General features: G+C 48.7%; 11 protein-coding genes and 1 pseudogene. 2 read left to right on the top strand and 10 right to left on the bottom strand.

The genetic code is table 11. The features are described 5' to 3' along the window. The 7 genes from MCG46_RS02940 to MCG46_RS02910 all read right to left on the bottom strand — a co-directional run bounded on the left by MCG46_RS02940 (position 1) and on the right by MCG46_RS02910 (position 10,009). Positions 1-1,416 carry a glycoside hydrolase family 1 protein gene (locus MCG46_RS02940; protein WP_240277506.1) on the bottom strand — a complete coding sequence of 472 codons (1,416 nt, stop codon included), beginning with the start codon at positions 1,414-1,416 and terminating at the stop codon, positions 1-3. An 18-nt stretch (positions 1,417-1,434) separates the two neighbouring features. After that, on the bottom strand, positions 1,435-2,877 hold the full coding sequence (locus MCG46_RS02935) for a M81 family metallopeptidase (RefSeq protein ID WP_240281436.1): 1,443 nt from the start codon (positions 2,875-2,877) through the stop codon (positions 1,435-1,437). Between the two features lie 21 nt (positions 2,878-2,898). Next, positions 2,899-4,341 (bottom strand): M81 family metallopeptidase, encoded by a 1,443-nt coding sequence (locus MCG46_RS02930; protein WP_240277504.1) that lies wholly within the window; start codon positions 4,339-4,341, stop codon positions 2,899-2,901. A gap of 66 nt (positions 4,342-4,407) precedes the next feature. Next, a complete protein-coding gene (locus tag MCG46_RS02925; protein ID WP_240277502.1) occupies positions 4,408-5,631 on the bottom strand; it encodes a Zn-dependent hydrolase in 1,224 nt (407 codons plus the stop codon). A 17-nt stretch (positions 5,632-5,648) separates the two neighbouring features. Beyond that, positions 5,649-7,091, bottom strand: coding sequence for a M81 family metallopeptidase (locus tag MCG46_RS02920; RefSeq protein ID WP_240277500.1), 1,443 nt, complete (start codon positions 7,089-7,091; stop codon positions 5,649-5,651). A gap of 9 nt (positions 7,092-7,100) precedes the next feature. Continuing rightward, the gene (locus tag MCG46_RS02915; protein WP_240277498.1) at positions 7,101-8,543 is read right to left on the bottom strand and encodes a M81 family metallopeptidase; all 1,443 of its coding nucleotides are present in this window, start codon (positions 8,541-8,543) and stop codon (positions 7,101-7,103) included. 17 nt (positions 8,544-8,560) lie between these two features. Beyond that, on the bottom strand, positions 8,561-10,009 hold the full coding sequence (locus MCG46_RS02910; RefSeq protein WP_240277497.1) for a M81 family metallopeptidase: 1,449 nt from the start codon (positions 10,007-10,009) through the stop codon (positions 8,561-8,563). A gap of 428 nt (positions 10,010-10,437) precedes the next feature. Here MCG46_RS02910 and MCG46_RS02905 point away from each other — a divergent pair, with 428 nt between their 5' ends. Further along, the gene (locus MCG46_RS02905; RefSeq protein ID WP_240277496.1) at positions 10,438-12,213 is read left to right on the top strand and encodes an FAD-dependent oxidoreductase; all 1,776 of its coding nucleotides are present in this window, start codon (positions 10,438-10,440) and stop codon (positions 12,211-12,213) included. A gap of 377 nt (positions 12,214-12,590) precedes the next feature. Here the strand turns inward: MCG46_RS02905 and MCG46_RS02900 are convergent, their stop codons facing one another. The 3 genes from MCG46_RS02900 to MCG46_RS02890 form a co-directional block, all read right to left on the bottom strand. Continuing rightward, entirely contained in the window at positions 12,591-12,809 is a 219-nt protein-coding gene (locus tag MCG46_RS02900) for a hypothetical protein (protein WP_240277495.1), read from the bottom strand. Positions 12,810-13,184: 375 nt separating this feature from the next. Beyond that, positions 13,185-13,757 carry a hypothetical protein gene (locus MCG46_RS02895; protein WP_240277494.1) on the bottom strand — a complete coding sequence of 191 codons (573 nt, stop codon included), beginning with the start codon at positions 13,755-13,757 and terminating at the stop codon, positions 13,185-13,187. Between the two features lie 204 nt (positions 13,758-13,961). Further along, the gene (locus tag MCG46_RS02890; RefSeq protein ID WP_240277493.1) at positions 13,962-15,263 is read right to left on the bottom strand and encodes an SPFH domain-containing protein; all 1,302 of its coding nucleotides are present in this window, start codon (positions 15,261-15,263) and stop codon (positions 13,962-13,964) included. Positions 15,264-15,624: 361 nt separating this feature from the next. Between MCG46_RS02890 and MCG46_RS02885 the strand changes: the two are divergent. Then, positions 15,625-16,016 (top strand): annotated as a pseudogene (locus MCG46_RS02885) (PTS sugar transporter subunit IIA). Positions 16,017-16,077 lie beyond the last annotated feature (61 nt).

Raw genomic sequence — 16,077 nt, 5'->3', positions numbered from 1 at the left:
TTACAAATCCTGATGTTCCTCAATAAACTGTTTATACCAGTAATAGCTCTTTTTCGGCGTCCGCTTTAACTTTGGATCATCATAATCCACCCGCACCAGTCCATACCGCTTTTGATAACCGTTAATCCAGCTGTAAAGATCCATCGTGCTCCAAACATAGTAGCCTTTGACATTGACCCCTTCTGCCTTGGCTTTGAGAATCTGTTTAAGAAAATTGTCGAGAAACTGAATCCGATCATCATCCGCAACATAGCCCTGTTCATCCGCCACATCATACGCGCCATGACCATTTTCCGTAATGTAGATCGGAATATCGCCATATTTCTGCTTCCGTTTGATCAGGGTGTTGTAAATGCACTGCGGATAGATCTCCCGGCCCCAGGGATTCAGCGGAACATCCGGATCGGTATCCGACTCGAACCAGCCCTTGACCGTTTTGCCTTCCTTCGCCGCTTTGCCTGATCCATCGTTATTGCCAGCATTGTTGACGGTCGCGCAGGTTTCTCCGGAAACATACGGTTTGACCAACAGTCGGCTGTAGGCATTCTGGCCGAGGAAATCAATCGTATTTTCACGAATAATCGCCCGGTCTTCTTCCTTCATAAAGGACAGATCAATCCCTGAAGCCTTCACCTTTTCGATCAGCTTCTGCGGAATCTCGCCTTTAATCGCCGGATCCAGCACCCAGTCATTGGTGAACAGATCGCCGTTTTCCACCGCTTCCCGATAGGCCGGCGTATCACAGATTGCTTCCGCACTGCAGGAAGCATGGACCAGACCGATTTGAGCGTTCAGCTTCAGCTTGCGGAATTCACGGATCGCTTTGGCATTGCACATCACCATGTTGTAGGCGCATTGGCAGAAGTGCTGCATATTGACTTTCTCGTTGGGCGGATAGTTGCCAACCATGTAGCAGCACGACGCGTTGTGCGTCGGCTCGTTGATCGTCACATAAAGCGGAATGCGGTCGCCGAAATGGCGGAATACCGCCGCGGCGTAGTAGGCAAACTCATCCGCAATCCCATCCCAGCACCAGCCGCCCTGGGCGCCGACATAATCCGGCAGATCATAGTGAATCAGCGTCACATTCGGCACAATGCCGTATTTTTCGCATTCGCTTAATACGTTGTCATAAAACTCGAATCCTTTTTCATTGATCACGCGGTCACCCTTGGGCACGATGCGCGACCAGCTGATTGAAAAGCGATAAGTATTCTGTCCTCCTTCGGCCATCATCCGAATATCTTCTTCGTAATGATGATAGAAGTCACAGGATACATCGCCGGTAATGCCCTTCGTGTTCTTTTCACTGTGGCAGAACTCATCCCAGATGCTTGGCCCCTTGCCGTCCTCGTTCCAGGCTCCCTCACATTGATAGGCGGCGGTCGCAGAACCCCATAAGAATTTTTCCTGCATAGATTTCCTTCCTTTCACTTAGATTTCATCGATCGGATACATTGGCCGCAGAATCCGTTTGAACGGAATCAGACGGGTATCCTGCGGCGTTGCGCCGCCAGTCAGCGACATCACGCACAGCTTGCCTTTGACCTTCATTTCCGGATGGATGTAGCCTTGCTTGACGACGATCACATCGTAATCATCCCAACTGACTCCGCACGCCTGGATCTGCCGCTCTTCCACAAAGGAATGGTTGTTGTCCGTGATCGCCAGATCGATCTGGGTGCCCTGAATATGCACAGTCACGATCGGTCCGTAGTCGCCTTCCTCACCATACATCGCGGTTCCAGCCTGACGGCCATGATGCAGGACGGTGACGGTCAGATCGACCGGCTCACTGTATTCATCCAGCCCCATCCCTACACGCAGGCTCAGGCTCTGGCCGACCGGACAATCCGCTAACCGGGCGCAGGCTGCCGGATCCTGAATCGCCGCAAACAAGAACTTCTTTGGATTCGCTTCGCATTTCAGCGCCTGACGCAGAATAAAGGTATTCGCGCCCATCGCCCCGGAGGTCACATTGTCGCCGGAATCGGTAATAAAGACCGGTTTGCCGTCAAAGCTCAGCGCCATTTCAAGCGCCTGTTCAGGACTGGCTGTCGTTCCGGTATAATGAAATTCATGACGTTTGTCCCACACATAGGCCGCCAGCTGATCCGCAACCGTTTCCGCATAAGCCTGATCCTGCCGCGAGGCGGGAATCACGACGATGCCGCACCCAGCTTCCGGACAGTCATGACGGAGATAGCCGACATGCCAGGAACAGCTTAAAATCCGCGGATCCTTCTCCAGCTCATCCATAAACTGATTGATCGAACGCACCGGTTCATCGGCCGATACACTCTGTTCCCCACCTAAGATCAGCGGCAGTTTGCGGTAAATCGGACGGCCGCCCTGAGGCTGCTGAATCTGGTCGATCAGCGTCTGAAATGTCCGCTGCACCGTCTGCGCGATGTCGGTATGCGGAGCCTGGCGATAAGACCGGATAAAGGTCGTATTTTCCACATACTCCCGCGTGAGATTGCCATGCGGATCGCAGGCTACAGCAATCGGCAGATACGGCCCGGTCAGCTCGCGGATCGCCCGGACAAGATCCTGTTCTCCGCTGCCGATTTCCTCGACAAAGCTGGCTCCATGCAGATGCAGATAGATGCCGTCCAACTGCGGCAGCTGCGCCTGTACGGCTTTCAGAATGCGCTGTTTCAGATAGTCATAAGCCCCTTTGCGCATCACTCCGCTGCAGCCGGCATCCGCGCACAGCACCGGAATCAGTTCAAGATCCGAGCGGTCGATCACCTCGCCCAGCTGCATGTGGCTGAGCGCTTCCTGTCCAAAAGAAAGCGCGGTATTCTCCAAATCGCAGAACATCGGAACATGTTCATTGGCTTCCAGCGTAAATTTCGCCGCGATAATTTTCATCGGTTTCATCTTTTTTGCCCCTTAGATCTGATCGATCGGAAACATTGGCCGCATAATGCTCTTGAAAGGAATGGAAGCCGTGTCCTGCGGCGTTGCTCCGCCGGTTAAGGACATCACGCACAGCTTGCCATATTCTTTCAGTTCCGGGAAAATGTAGCCCTGCTTGACGACGATCACATCGTAATCGTCCAGGTTGATGCCGGCGTCGACAAACTGATGGATTTCCACCATCGCATAACGGTTGGAAGCAACCATGATGTCGATCGGCATCCCCTTGACGCTGACGGTGACCGCATAGCCATACGCCTTGTTGTGATCCCGATACATAAAGCCGCGCAGTTCCCCATGCGACTGAATCGTCACGTCAAGGGTGAGGGGAGCGGAGTATTCGTCATAGCCTGTGCCGAGCGTGATCTGCGTTTCTGTACCGTCAGGCAGCGCTTCAAGTTGTTTGTAGCAGTCCGGATCGCAGATCGTTGCGAACAGGAATTTCTTCTTCAAATCGGCAAGAGCCAGCACCTGGCGCAGAATGAACGTGTTCCATCCCGTGGCGCCGGAAGTCACGTTGTCGCCGGAATCCGTGATGATCGCCGGTTTTCCTTCCAGTTCTAAAGCCATCGTCAGGGCTTCTTCCGGCTGAGCCGTTAATCCGGTGTAGTGGAATTCATGCCGCTTGTCCCAGACATAGGCAGCCAGCTGATCGGCGATAGTTTCAGCATAGGCCTGATCTTCCGTGTTCTGCGGAACGACGACAATGCCGCAGCCAGCCACGTCACAGTCATGGCGAATGTAGCCAACATGCCAGGAAACACTGCGGATGCGCGGATCCTGTTCTAATTCATCCATGTAGCGATTGATGGAAAGCACTGGTTCATCGGCCGACACACTCTGCTCCCCACCCAGAATCAGCGGCAGCTTGCGATAGACAGAATGAATGTGCTGACGATCCTTCAACAGATCGCAAAGCATTTGGGAAACGATGCGCTTGGACTGCTGGGCATCGGTGTGCGGAGATTCGCGGTAACTGCGCAGAATCGTGCAGTTTTCCACATACGACTGACAGAGATTGCCATGCGGATCACAGACGACGGCAATCGGCAGATACGGTCCGGTGATTTCCCGGATTGTTTTTAAAATGTGATGATCGCCGGAGCCGATCTCTTCCACTTCACTGGCGCCATGCAGAAACAGATAGATGCCATCCAGCTCGGACAGATGTTCACGCACAGCTTTGGCAAAACAGCTTTCAATATAATCAAAGGCTTCTTTGGTCACCACGCCGTTTCCGCCAGCATCGGCATAAATCGAAGGCACGATTTCAATCCCAGCCTCCTCATAAATATCCGAAACGTTCATCTTGCGGATGCAGTCATCGCCGAAGGCCAGATCATAATTGTTCATCCGGGCTTTCGCCGGTACGTTGGCATTGGATTCTGTGACAAAGGTTCCTATCAAAACTTTCATACTTCTTCTCCTTTTGGAAGGCGGTTTACGCTTCCTTCTTTATTTCTTCTGATTTTGATATTTTAGTCATTCTTCGTTAGTGAGCTGGTAAAGCAGATCCAGCAGTGTCTGAGCGCCGGCCGCACAGTCTGCTTTTGACGAAAATTCCTCTTTGCGGTGCGAATAGCCGTTTTCAGAACGGACGAAAATCATCGCGCAGGGACAGACATCTTTGAAGTTCTGACTGTCATGGCCCGCACCGCTCATTAAACGCTGATAGGGAATTTTACGGGTTTGAAGAATCTGTTCCAGCTGGCTTTTCAGCTTTTCATCGCATTCCACGCCGTACAGAATATGCCGCAGCTGACAGCTGACCTGGATCCCCTGGGCTTTCAGCTCGGCCTCCAGTTTTCCCATCGCTTGCAGGCAGTCGTCGATGTTTTGTTCCTCCAGACTGCGGATATCCAGCGAAAAGGTCACATGATCGCAGATTACGTTGGTGGATCCGGGAACGGTTTTAATGTTGCCGACAGTCGCTACCGTGTAGGGACGGGCCGAGGCCAGTTCTGTGATTTTCTGAATCCAGCGCGTCATCGCCAACACCGGATCCTGACGATCGTTCATCGGCGTCGCTCCGGCATGACCGCTGCAGCCAGTCAGGGTGATTTCGTAAAACCGCAGATACGGAATCCCTTCGACGATCCCAACCGGACAGTCAGCCTGTTCCAGTACCTTGCCCTGTTCGATATGCAGCTCCACACTTGCATAGATCGGGTCAATTCGGCTTTGACGGTACAGGTCAGGATGATAACCCCGCTGCTTCATCGCTTCACCAATCGTGATTCCGGCTTCATCGACCGCGGAAAAGTCAGCATCTTCCGCCTTGCCTGTGATGACCTTGCTGCCCAGCATGCCGGAACTGAAACGGTTGCCTTCCTCATCGCGAAAGCCGATCACATAAAGCGGGCGTTTGAGACTGACGTTGTTTTCCTTCAAAGTCTCGGCCGCTTCCAGACTTGCCAACAGGCCTAAGCAGCCATCGAACTGTCCGCCGCAGCGAACGGTGTCAAAATGCGAACCGCTGATAACCGGAGCCTCCGAGCTGTCCGCAGGATTGTAGATCCCGATGACATTGCCGATGGCATCTTCCTGCACCTGCAGCCCGGCTTGGTGCATCTGGTCGATCAGCCAGTCCCGCGCCTGCATATCAACATCGGTGTACGTCCAGCGCGTGTTGCCGCCCTGCGGATCCACACCGATTTTGCCTAATTCGTGCAGCCGGTTCCATAATCGGTCTTGATTGATTTCCATGCTTGCTATTCTCCTTTCTAAATTTCATCCATCGGAAACATCGGACGCATGATCCGCTTAAACGGAATCGCTTTGGTATCCTGCGGCGTTGCACCCATCGTTAACGACATGATATTCAGTTTTCCTTTTGCTTTTAATTCCGGGAAGATATAGCCCTGCTTGACGACGATCACATCATACTGGTCCCAATCCACTCCGGCGGCAATGTATTGATGCTGCTCACACAGCGTATTGTTGTTGGATGCTATGATGATATCCATCGGCTGTGAAGCCAGACGAACGGTAACCGTCTGTCCCCAAACCCGGCTGCGGCCGCTCCAGAGATTGCCCATCAGGGGACCTTTGGCAATAATTGTCCCTGTGAGCTGTACGCTTTCTGACCAACAGTCCACCCCTTTTCCTAACTTCAATTCAACGCTGTCGCCGAGATTGTTCCCCTGCAGCTGAGAACAGGCTTCGGGATCACAGATCGTCGCAAACAACACCTGCTTTTTCAGATCCTTGACCGCCAGAAACTGCCGCAGGATGAACGTGTTATAGCCGCTGGCACCGGAGGTGACATTGTCGCCGGAATCGGTTAAGAAAGCCGGCTTTCCCGCAAATTCCAGCACGCTTTTCAACGCCTGATCCGGCTGCATGGTCAATCCCGTGTAGTGAAATTCATGCCGCTTCTGCCAGACATAGGCCGCCAGCTGATCCGCAATCGACTCCGCATAAGCCTGATCCTCGGTTTTCTTCGGGACAACGACGATGCCACAGCCCGCTTCCGGACAATCATGCCGCAGATAACCGACATGCCACGAACAACTCAATATCCGAGGATCGTGTTCCAGTTCATCCATATACTGATTGATCGAACGCACCGGCTCATCGGTGGAAACACTTTGTTCCCCGCCTAAAATCAGGGGCAGCTTGCGGTAGACCGCATGAATGTGTTCACGCTTTTTCAACAGATCGCAAAGCATGCCGGCAACCTTGCGCTTGGTTTCATCGGCGTCGGTGTGCGGCGATTGGCGATAGCTGCGCAGAATCGTACAGTTTTCCACATACTCCTGAGTCAGATTGCCATGCGGATCACAGACCACGGCGATCGGCAGATATGGGCCAGTCAGCTCGCGGATCTTCTTTAACAAATGATGATCCCCAGAACCGATTTCCTCCACTTCGCTGGCGCCGTGCAGATGCAGATATATACCATCCAGTTCGTCCAGATGTTCGCTGATGGTTCTGAGAAAACAGCGTTCAATATAATCAAAGGCATTCCTTTCGATCACCCCGGCGCCGGCCGCATTCGCATAGATTGCCGGGATCATCTCAATCCCCGCCAGATCAAAAACTTCGCTGACTTTATTCTTGCGTAGACATTCCTCATCAAAGGCCAGATCATAATGGGAAAGATTGGCTTGGGTTAAAATGTTGGCATTGGATTCTGTCGTAAAGAAACCGATTAAAACTTTCATGACGATCACCTACATTTCATCGATCGGAAACATCGGCCGCATGATCCGCTTAAATGGAATGGAGGCGGTATCCTGCGGGGTTGCCCCCATCGTCAGCGACATGATGCAGAGTTTTCCCTTTTCTTTGAGTTCCGGGAAGATATAGCCTTGTTTGACAACGATCACATCGTATTTGTCCCAATCCATTCCGACAGCGTCAAACTGATGTTTTTCACACATCGTCTGGCGCGTTGACGCGATACTGATGTCAATCGGCAAACCCTTAACTGAAACCACAACCGCATCGCCATAGTGCGCGTCATGATCATGCATCAGATAGCCGCGCAGGCTGCCTTTAGAACGAATCACAACTTCCAGCTCGACTGATTTGGATTGTTCATCGGCATTTACACCCAAAGAAATATGCGCTTCACTGCCCAAAGCTAAGGCGTCCAGCTGCTTCCACGTTTCAGGATCACAGATGTTGGCGAACAAGAACTTCTTTTTCAGATCCGGCTGAGCCAGCACCTGCCGTAGAATAAAGGTGTTCCAGCCGGTTGCCCCCGAGGTCACATTGTCCCCGGAATCGGTGATGAATACCGGCTTTCCCTCAAACTCCAGCGCCATGTTCAGTGCCGCCTCCGGCTTTGCGGTCAAACCTGTATAGTGGAATTCACGCCGGCGATCCCAGACATAGGCTGCCAGCTTATCGGCGACTTCTTCAGCATAGGCTTTATCCTTCTCCGCTGCGGGAACAACGACAATGCCGCAGCCTGCCACATCGCTGTCATGGCGAATGTAGCCGACATGCCAGGAACAGCTTAAAATCCGCGGATCCTGTTCCAGCTCATCCATGTACTGATTGATCGAACGCACTGGCTCATCCGTCGATACGCTCTGTTCCCCACCTAAGATCAAAGGCAGCTTGCGGTAAAGGGCATGGATATTCTGACGGTTTTTTAACAGATCGCAGAGCATCTTCGCCACCTTGCGCTTGGTTTCATCGGCATCGGTATGCGGGCTTTCCCGATAGCTGCGCAGAATCGTACAGTTTTCCACATATTCCCGACACAGGTTGCCGTGCGGATCACAGGCCACGGCGATCGGCAGATATGGGCCGACCAGCTTGCGGATCGCTAAGAGAATGTGATGATCACCCGAACCGATTCCCTCGACTTCACTGGCGCCGTGCAAATGCAGATAAATGCCGTCCAGCTCATGCAGATGCTGCTGCACAGTATCCAGAAACAGCGATTCAATATAATCAAAGGTGGAACGGGTCACCACCCCGGAAGCACCGGCACTGGCATACACCGCCGGAATCATCTCAATGCCTTCCGCCTCAAAGACCGGAGCCACCCGCAGCTTGCGGATGCAGTCCTCACCGAAGCCGAGATCATAACTCGTTATCTCATTCTTTCCCGGAACATTGGCATTGGACTCGGTTGTAAACAATCCTACTAAGACTTTCATAATAAACTCCTCCTCCATTAAATCTGATCGATGGGAAACATCGGGCGCATAATCCGTTTAAACGGAATGGATGCGGTATCCTGCGGCGTTGCGCCGTCGGTCAGCGACATCACATAGAAGCCGGCCTGAGCTTTAAAATCCGGGAAGATGTAACCCTGCTTCACAACCGTTACTTCATACCCCGTCCAATCGATGCCGAGATGCTGCAGCTGGGCATTCACGATGATCGGCTGGCTGGTGTTGGTAATGAGAATATCAATCGGCTTGCCCTGAACGCTGACCAGAATCCCTTGGCCAAACACCTTGATCAGCTCGTCGCCGACAAAGCGGGCAATTTCACCAGATTTTCTGACAATAACCGAGAGTTCAACCCTTTCAGAAAGGGTATCATGTCCCACCCCCAAACAAATCTTGACCGGTTCCCCCGGCTGACAGACTTTCAGCTGCTCCACCGTTTTCGGATCACAGATCGGCGCGAACAGAAAGTGTTTCTTTAATTGCGGCAAGGCTAAGACCTGGCGCAAAACGAACGTATTCCAGCCGGTTGCCCCGGAGGTCATATTATCCCCGGAATCCGTGATCACGGCCGGGCTGCCTTCGTAGTCCAGCGCCATCTTCAGCGCTTCGTCGGGTTTAGCGGTTAATCCGGTATAATGAAACTCATGCCGCCGCTGCCAGACGTAATCCGCCAGCTGATCCGCAATTTCTTCTGCATAAGCTTGGTCTTCAGTATGCGCGGGAATGACCACGATGCCGCATCCTGCCACCGCACAGTCATGGCGAATGTAGCCGACATGCCAGGAACAACTTAAAATCCGTGGATCTTCTTCCAGCTGATCCATATAGCGATTAATCGAACGTACCGGCTCGTCCGCGGATACACTCTGCTCCCCGCCTAAGATCAAAGGCAGCTTGCGGTAAACGGCATGGATATGCTGACGCTGCTTCAACAGCTGACATAAGAGTTCCGTGACCTTTTCATAGGTTTCTTCCTTATCCGTGTGCGGGGACTGGCGATAGCTGCGCAGAATCTGAATCGCCTCGGCATATTCTTTTTTCAGATTGCCATGGGGATCGCAGGATACCGCAATTGGAACATAAGGCCCGACCAACTTGCGGATTTCCAGCAGGATATGATGATCACCGGAACCGCCTTCCAAGTCCTGAACCTCACTGGCGCCGTGAAGCATCAGGTAAATGCCGTCGATCTCATGGCGATGTTCCTGAACCGTCTTCAAAAAGCAGCTTTCAATGTACGCAAAAGCAGACGCGCTGACAACGCCGTTAGCTCCGGCATTGGCATAAATCGACGGGATCAACTCTATTCCATGCCGCTCAAATACCGAGCGAATCTGCATCTTTGCAATGCAGTCCTCACCAAAGGCAAGGTCGTAATCTGTGAGTTCACACAGATGGGGGATGTTGGCATTGGATTCCGTAACAAACTGGCCGATCAAGACTTTCATACAGGATTCCTCTCTTTCCATACCGAATATTCAGGTCATTTTGTCCTATATCAAGCCCGAAAATGCAAAAAAACCAATCTGCAGAACAAAAGCCCTGCAAATTGGTTTTGCTTGTTTTCTTGAACAATAACAACCCAACTTCACGAATATTGTAAGCGATTTCCACAGGTGTGTCAACTTGTTTTCCGCATCCCCGCAATAACCTTGAATATCCTTTAAAAAGCTTAGTTCTACCCCTTTTATTATCTTCTTCTGTTGGAATCGAATGCTAAAAAAAGAAAGAATCTTAGCCAAATCTTTCGATTCCATACTTAAGTGGAATTTAGCGGAGAGAAAATTTACTAAAATTGTACTCCTGATGAATTGACACGGCTGGATATTATCAATAAAATAATAGTAGACGATTGTCTAGTGAGGAGAAAAAAGAAATGAAACGTTTATTAGCACTGTTGTTGTGCGGATTGATGTTGTTAGCTGGATGTTCATCATCGCCAACGCCAACAGCCGATCCTGAAACAAAAATGACTCCCGGCACTTATTCTTCCGTGGGGACAGGGTTCAAAGGCGACATCAAACTGGATGTTACCGTCACTGAAGACGCCATTACTGAAATTAAGGTCGTGGATCACAAAGAAACCAAGGGGATTGGTTCTGAAGCTGTTACGATTTTAGCGGAAAAGATGGTAGAGTATCAAACTACGGGGGTAGATCTGGTGGCAGGCGCTACAGTTACATCCGCTGGATTCAGAACTGCGGTGAATGACGCTTTAAATCAAGCAGGGGCGGATATGGATAAATTCAGTGCCGCTCCAGAAAAAGCCGAATTGAAAGATGAAACCTTGGATACCGATGTCGTTGTCGTAGGCGGCGGATCTTCAGGTATGATGGCGGCACAATACCTCGCAAAAGATGGCTACAAAGTAATCTTGCTTGAAAAAACACCGATGGTTGGCGGCGCCAGCGCCATGGCTGGGGGAACTTTGTCCGCTACAAACAGCACATGGCAAAAAGAAGCTGGTTATGAAGATTCTCCAGAAGCCTTGAAAGAACGGCTGCTGGCGATCGGTCATAACAAAAACCATCTTCCAACCCTTGAATTATTCACCAGAATTATCGGTCCAAACTTTGACTGGATCGTGGATGAAAATGGCGGCAACATGCCGTACAAGCATGAAGGCTCTGGAGCAAGCTATTCCTTTGAAGGCAGCGGTGCAGGTGCAATGCTCAAACTGAAAGAAATTATGCTGGATGCAGGGGCTGAATTGCTGCTGAACACTCAGGCTACTGAACTTATCGTCAACGAGGGTACGGTTGTGGGAGTTAAGGCTACTGGTGAAGATGCTAACTACACAATCAATGCTAAAGCGGTTATTCTGGCAACCGGGGGTTATGGTCATAACAAGGACATCGTTCCGGAAGAATACTTCGCCTTCCGTTATTCAGGACATTCCGGTCATGACGGTGATGCTTTAGAAATGATCAAAGCGGTCGATGGGGCTACCCGTAACTTGACCTGGTTAAATAAACAGCCGAACACGATGATTCTTCCAAGCGGTGCTCCTCAGTACACCAATATGGGAGTTGGTAAAGCCTACAACATGAGCGGAATCCTGATTAACGAAAAAGGGGAAAGATTCGCTTGTGAAAATGGGGATACTTGGGAATTGATGCTCGCGATGGAAAAGAATGAAAGACAATACTTACTGATGGATCAGGAAAACTATGACGCATTTAATGCTGCAATGGCCAGCATTTACTCTGCTGAAGATGCGGCTAAATGGACTGCCGATGACTATACAGGTCAGCCATTCTATAAAGGGGCTGATACTTTAGAAGAACTGGCTGAAAAACTGGATGTTTCGGCAGAGGCTCTCAAGGCTACAGTTGCGAAGTACAACGAAGCTGTGACTGCTGGTGCCGAAGATGAATTCGGACGCCAATTAACCACGACCATTACTGAAGAAGGCCGTTACTATGCTCTGGAAATGTCAATCCGTTATTCAACGTCATTAGGCGGTATTTGCATTAATGATTCTATGCAGGTCTTAAACACATCGGAAGAAGCTGTTCCAGGATTGTATGCCGCCGGAGAAGTTGTCGGCGGAGTTCAAGGTGACCTGTATTTGCCAAGTTCAACATTCACATGGGCCATGACATCAGGTGTTGAAGCCGGCCGAGTTGTTTCCTCGGCTTTGGCTGAATAATCGATTCGGCTCAATAAAATCCTTTAAACAATGAATAAAATGGAGTATTTCAGCCACTTGGGTTAGAATACTCCATTTTTTTACACAGTTATCTCCTCTCTTTTGCATCTTGAAGTCATTACAATGGATAAAGAATCGCAAATACGCAAAACTGCACTTAGTTATTCAGGTATTTCTGCTTTAGCCAACCTTTCAGCTTGAATTTTTCCTGTCAGAAATTATGATTATCCTAATTCCAGGCTTGAAATCTTGTATTGTTCCTTCAATTGAGCTAACAATTCTCTGTGAATGAATTCTATCAAGAAAAGAACACAGAAACAAGAAAGTACTGCAAGCATCACTCTGAAAGCTAAAACCCTCAGAGTCCCTCTCTGTTTCTATTCCATTCCTATCCCTCGCCGTGCTATCACATACGCGGCTGCCATATGAACTGTACAGCCCATTCTTGTGCTGTATTTCTCTATCCCGATCTTGCTTGTATTCGCTGGATTTCCCTTCTTTACCCCATATCCCTCTTTCCAGCATTGTCGCACGTTCGCTTCTTCCAAGGATAATTCCGAGTAGTAAACACGATCAGAACAAGTGATTGTCTTCATGAGAACTTCACTTTCACACAGAGAATCGAAAACAGAATCACAACTTCTTTTGATTTTTTATGCAACATTCTTCAAAGCTATACAATGCGATTGAGTTTGTTCCATCATTTACATTGCTTCTTTGCTATAAAAGTTTATGCGTTAAAATTTAACGTTCAGAGCCGCTCTCCCTCACTTTGCATAGAACTTTCCTACTAAATAAAAAACCACCGAAGTGGTTTACCCTGCCCTTTCAGGCCAGCTGTATAGTTTGTATTTGTAAATTCGATAAAAATTGTAAATCATAAAATTTAAAAAATTGAGATCTCTGGTTCTTATTCACGGAGGATCCCTTTCGATAGGCTTCACTATCGTTAACTCATCGCAGGCTGTTGATTATTCCGCATTGTCTTTCTCTGCTGCTTCCAACAGAGAACCGCAGAACTCACATTCTCCAATCATCCCTTCCGCGACCTTATTCGTAGCGCCGCAGGCCTGGCACACAACCGTCCGATAACGTTGGGTATTCTGAACCTGGCGGATGCGATTTGCTTCCTGAGGCAATTCATCACCAGCCAAAACCAAACTCATTGTATCGTAATTGATATAAGCGGACCCAAAATATCCCCGTTTAATCATCTGCTCAATCTGTTTCTGAAATTTGTCGGCAGGAACATGCGAAATCGATGCCAGTCGCTCCAGAGAGCGCTCACCATTCACAGCCAGAATTGCGAAGTATTTTTTATATTGAGAAATCAGCCGCGAACCGCGAAATCCATTGCGAGTCACAAGAAAAGTTAAGATGGACATAAATACTCCGATCAGAATCGAGCCCAATTCCTGTCCTTCGCTGATATAGGTCACTGTAACTGAAACAAAACCCAGAGTGAAAAAGCCCCCAACAGCTAGCTCTGCCCAGTATAAAATTTGCTTCATCAAAACAGACACTTTCTTAATTCTTTTTTCCACTGTACTTTCCCCCACTTTCCTTCTTTACCCATCCTAATGCTCCTGATTAAGCTTTAGCAGCAATTCTTTGATTTTTTGATTGATGTCTATATTATGAGGCTTTCAGTGTCCTTGTTTCGATTTACCTTAAACCTGCATTATGATCATAACAAAACGCTGTGATCAGAATCATGGACAGCATCAGCAGTTTGACTTTATCTTCAGCTAATCCTCTGATTCTAATTTTTCGCCGCATTCAGGACAGAATTTAATCTGTTTTCCCACTTCTGTGCCGCACTTTGGACAATGACGAGTTAATCGAGCACCACATTCCGGACAGAACTTCGCGTTTTTAATTGGCAGCATTTTGCCGCATTTTGGGCAAGCTGGCAGTATTTCAGCATGACAATTCGGACAAACCTGCTTTCCTTCCGGGATATCAGCCCCACAGTTAGGACACGGATTGAGACGCCGGCCGCAGTGCGGACAGAACTTCACACCTTCGATCAGAATTTCACCGCAGGCTGAACAGGTAAATGGTTTCTTTTTCCCTTCCAGCTGAAAACCACATTCCGGACAAAAAGCCATCCCTTTTTCAATTTGGGCATGACAGCTTGGACATTCGATTCGCGGGACTTCCTTTTCAACATTTAAAATTCCGCCCATGCTTGCAAACTGACCGCCAAAAGCACTGCCGGCAGCCGCGCCAACACCCAATTCCAGTCCGGCTCCCATGAAACCAGAGGCCGCAGCACTTTCTTTCCGCGCCACACCCTCAAGGGTATCAAAGGAACGCTCCTGTTGGTAACTGTAACCGATGATATTCATCTCTGCCCGTTTAGACAATGCTTCTTTCAGTTTGACAACTGCCGGATCCTCCTCCGGAACGTTAATATCATTAACATAGAAATTAACCAGCTCAATTCCGTAATCCTCCATCACCGGCTCGATCCGATCCTTCATGTATTCAGACAGCTCATCAAGATAGGCATTGATTTCCAAAATACTGATGCCCTTATGAACCAGATACGAAGATACAGTATCCTTAACCTTCGTAATATAAAGACCACGGAAATATTGCGTTAGATTAGTTTTATCAAAAACCGGCAAAGTACCGACCAACTTGATTAAAAACTGTTTAGAGTCTACAATTTGAATTCCAAACTGCCCATACGAACGTACTGGTACAAAAATACCATACTTTGGATCCTGAAGCTGAATCGGTGAGGCAGTACCCCATTTAATATTCAGCGAACTGACCAGATTGACAAACCAGATTTCCGCGGTAAACGGTGAACGGCCGCCAAACGGCATATTCATCAGCTTTCTGAGCAGCGGTATGTTCTCCGTATCCAACGTATAACGGCCACTGGGAAAAACATCCAGAGCCATTCCATTTTTAAACAGAATTGCCTCCTGTGACTCATTGACGATCAGCTGCGTCCAAGTCCCAAGTTCTTCGCCTGGATATTTCCACGCAAAGACATCGGGTGTTCCATTATACTTAACAACTTCAATTACAGCCATAGTTTTCCTCCCTGTCTTCTTCTTTTTCCTGATTGACCCCTAACGGAAAATCGCAGTTTAATCCGCTATTTTAAATGAGTCCGATGAAAGACAGCCGCACAGGAACAGCAAAGTTGATTATTTCCTATGCGGCCTCAGGCAAGAATATTTATTTAAATTATATCGGTCTGTTCTGCCCTTGTCAACGTATAGCACAGCGCCCTTTCCAGTGGCTGAAGTAGAAAAGGAAATACGTTTTTGCAAAGACAAAGTTCTAATTAAATCTTTTGGCAGACATTATCTTTAAAGATTTGTTTTCTGCTTTCTGAAAAGACATTTTCTCTACGTTTAAAGCGCAGCCTGCAGCGGAATCCTTATACTCTTGGAAGACGTCAAGGATGACATATTCTCAAAGAAACTGCTTGGTGATGGCTTTTCAATTGAAACCAGTAATGAAATGATTTGTTCACCATGCAGCGGTAGAATCGCAATGTTCGCCAATACTGCTCGCGCTTTTGGAATCATCGCTGACAATGAGGCAGAATTTCTTCTTATGTTGGACTTAACAAAGTAAATCTGAAAGGGCAAGGATTTCAGGTTTTGAAATCCGTTGAACAAAAAGTTTTTGCTGGTACCCCAATTTTAAAAATTGATATGTCTTTTATGAAGGAACATGACATTGATTTAACAATCCTTGTCGTTTTGACAAACAGTGATAAGTTCCATATGGATATTTTGATGGGAATTACTTGTTATCAGCTTGATGGCAAATAACAGGCATAAATTTTTCTCTTTGGGTTTTCACAGAATATATCAAAAACCTATTTTTGACATT

It is taken from the genome of Holdemania massiliensis (assembly GCF_022440805.1).
Classification (GTDB): Bacteria; Bacillota_I; Bacilli_A; order Erysipelotrichales; family Erysipelotrichaceae; genus Holdemania; species Holdemania massiliensis_A.
This window is presented reverse-complemented; position numbering and strand designations above follow the sequence as displayed.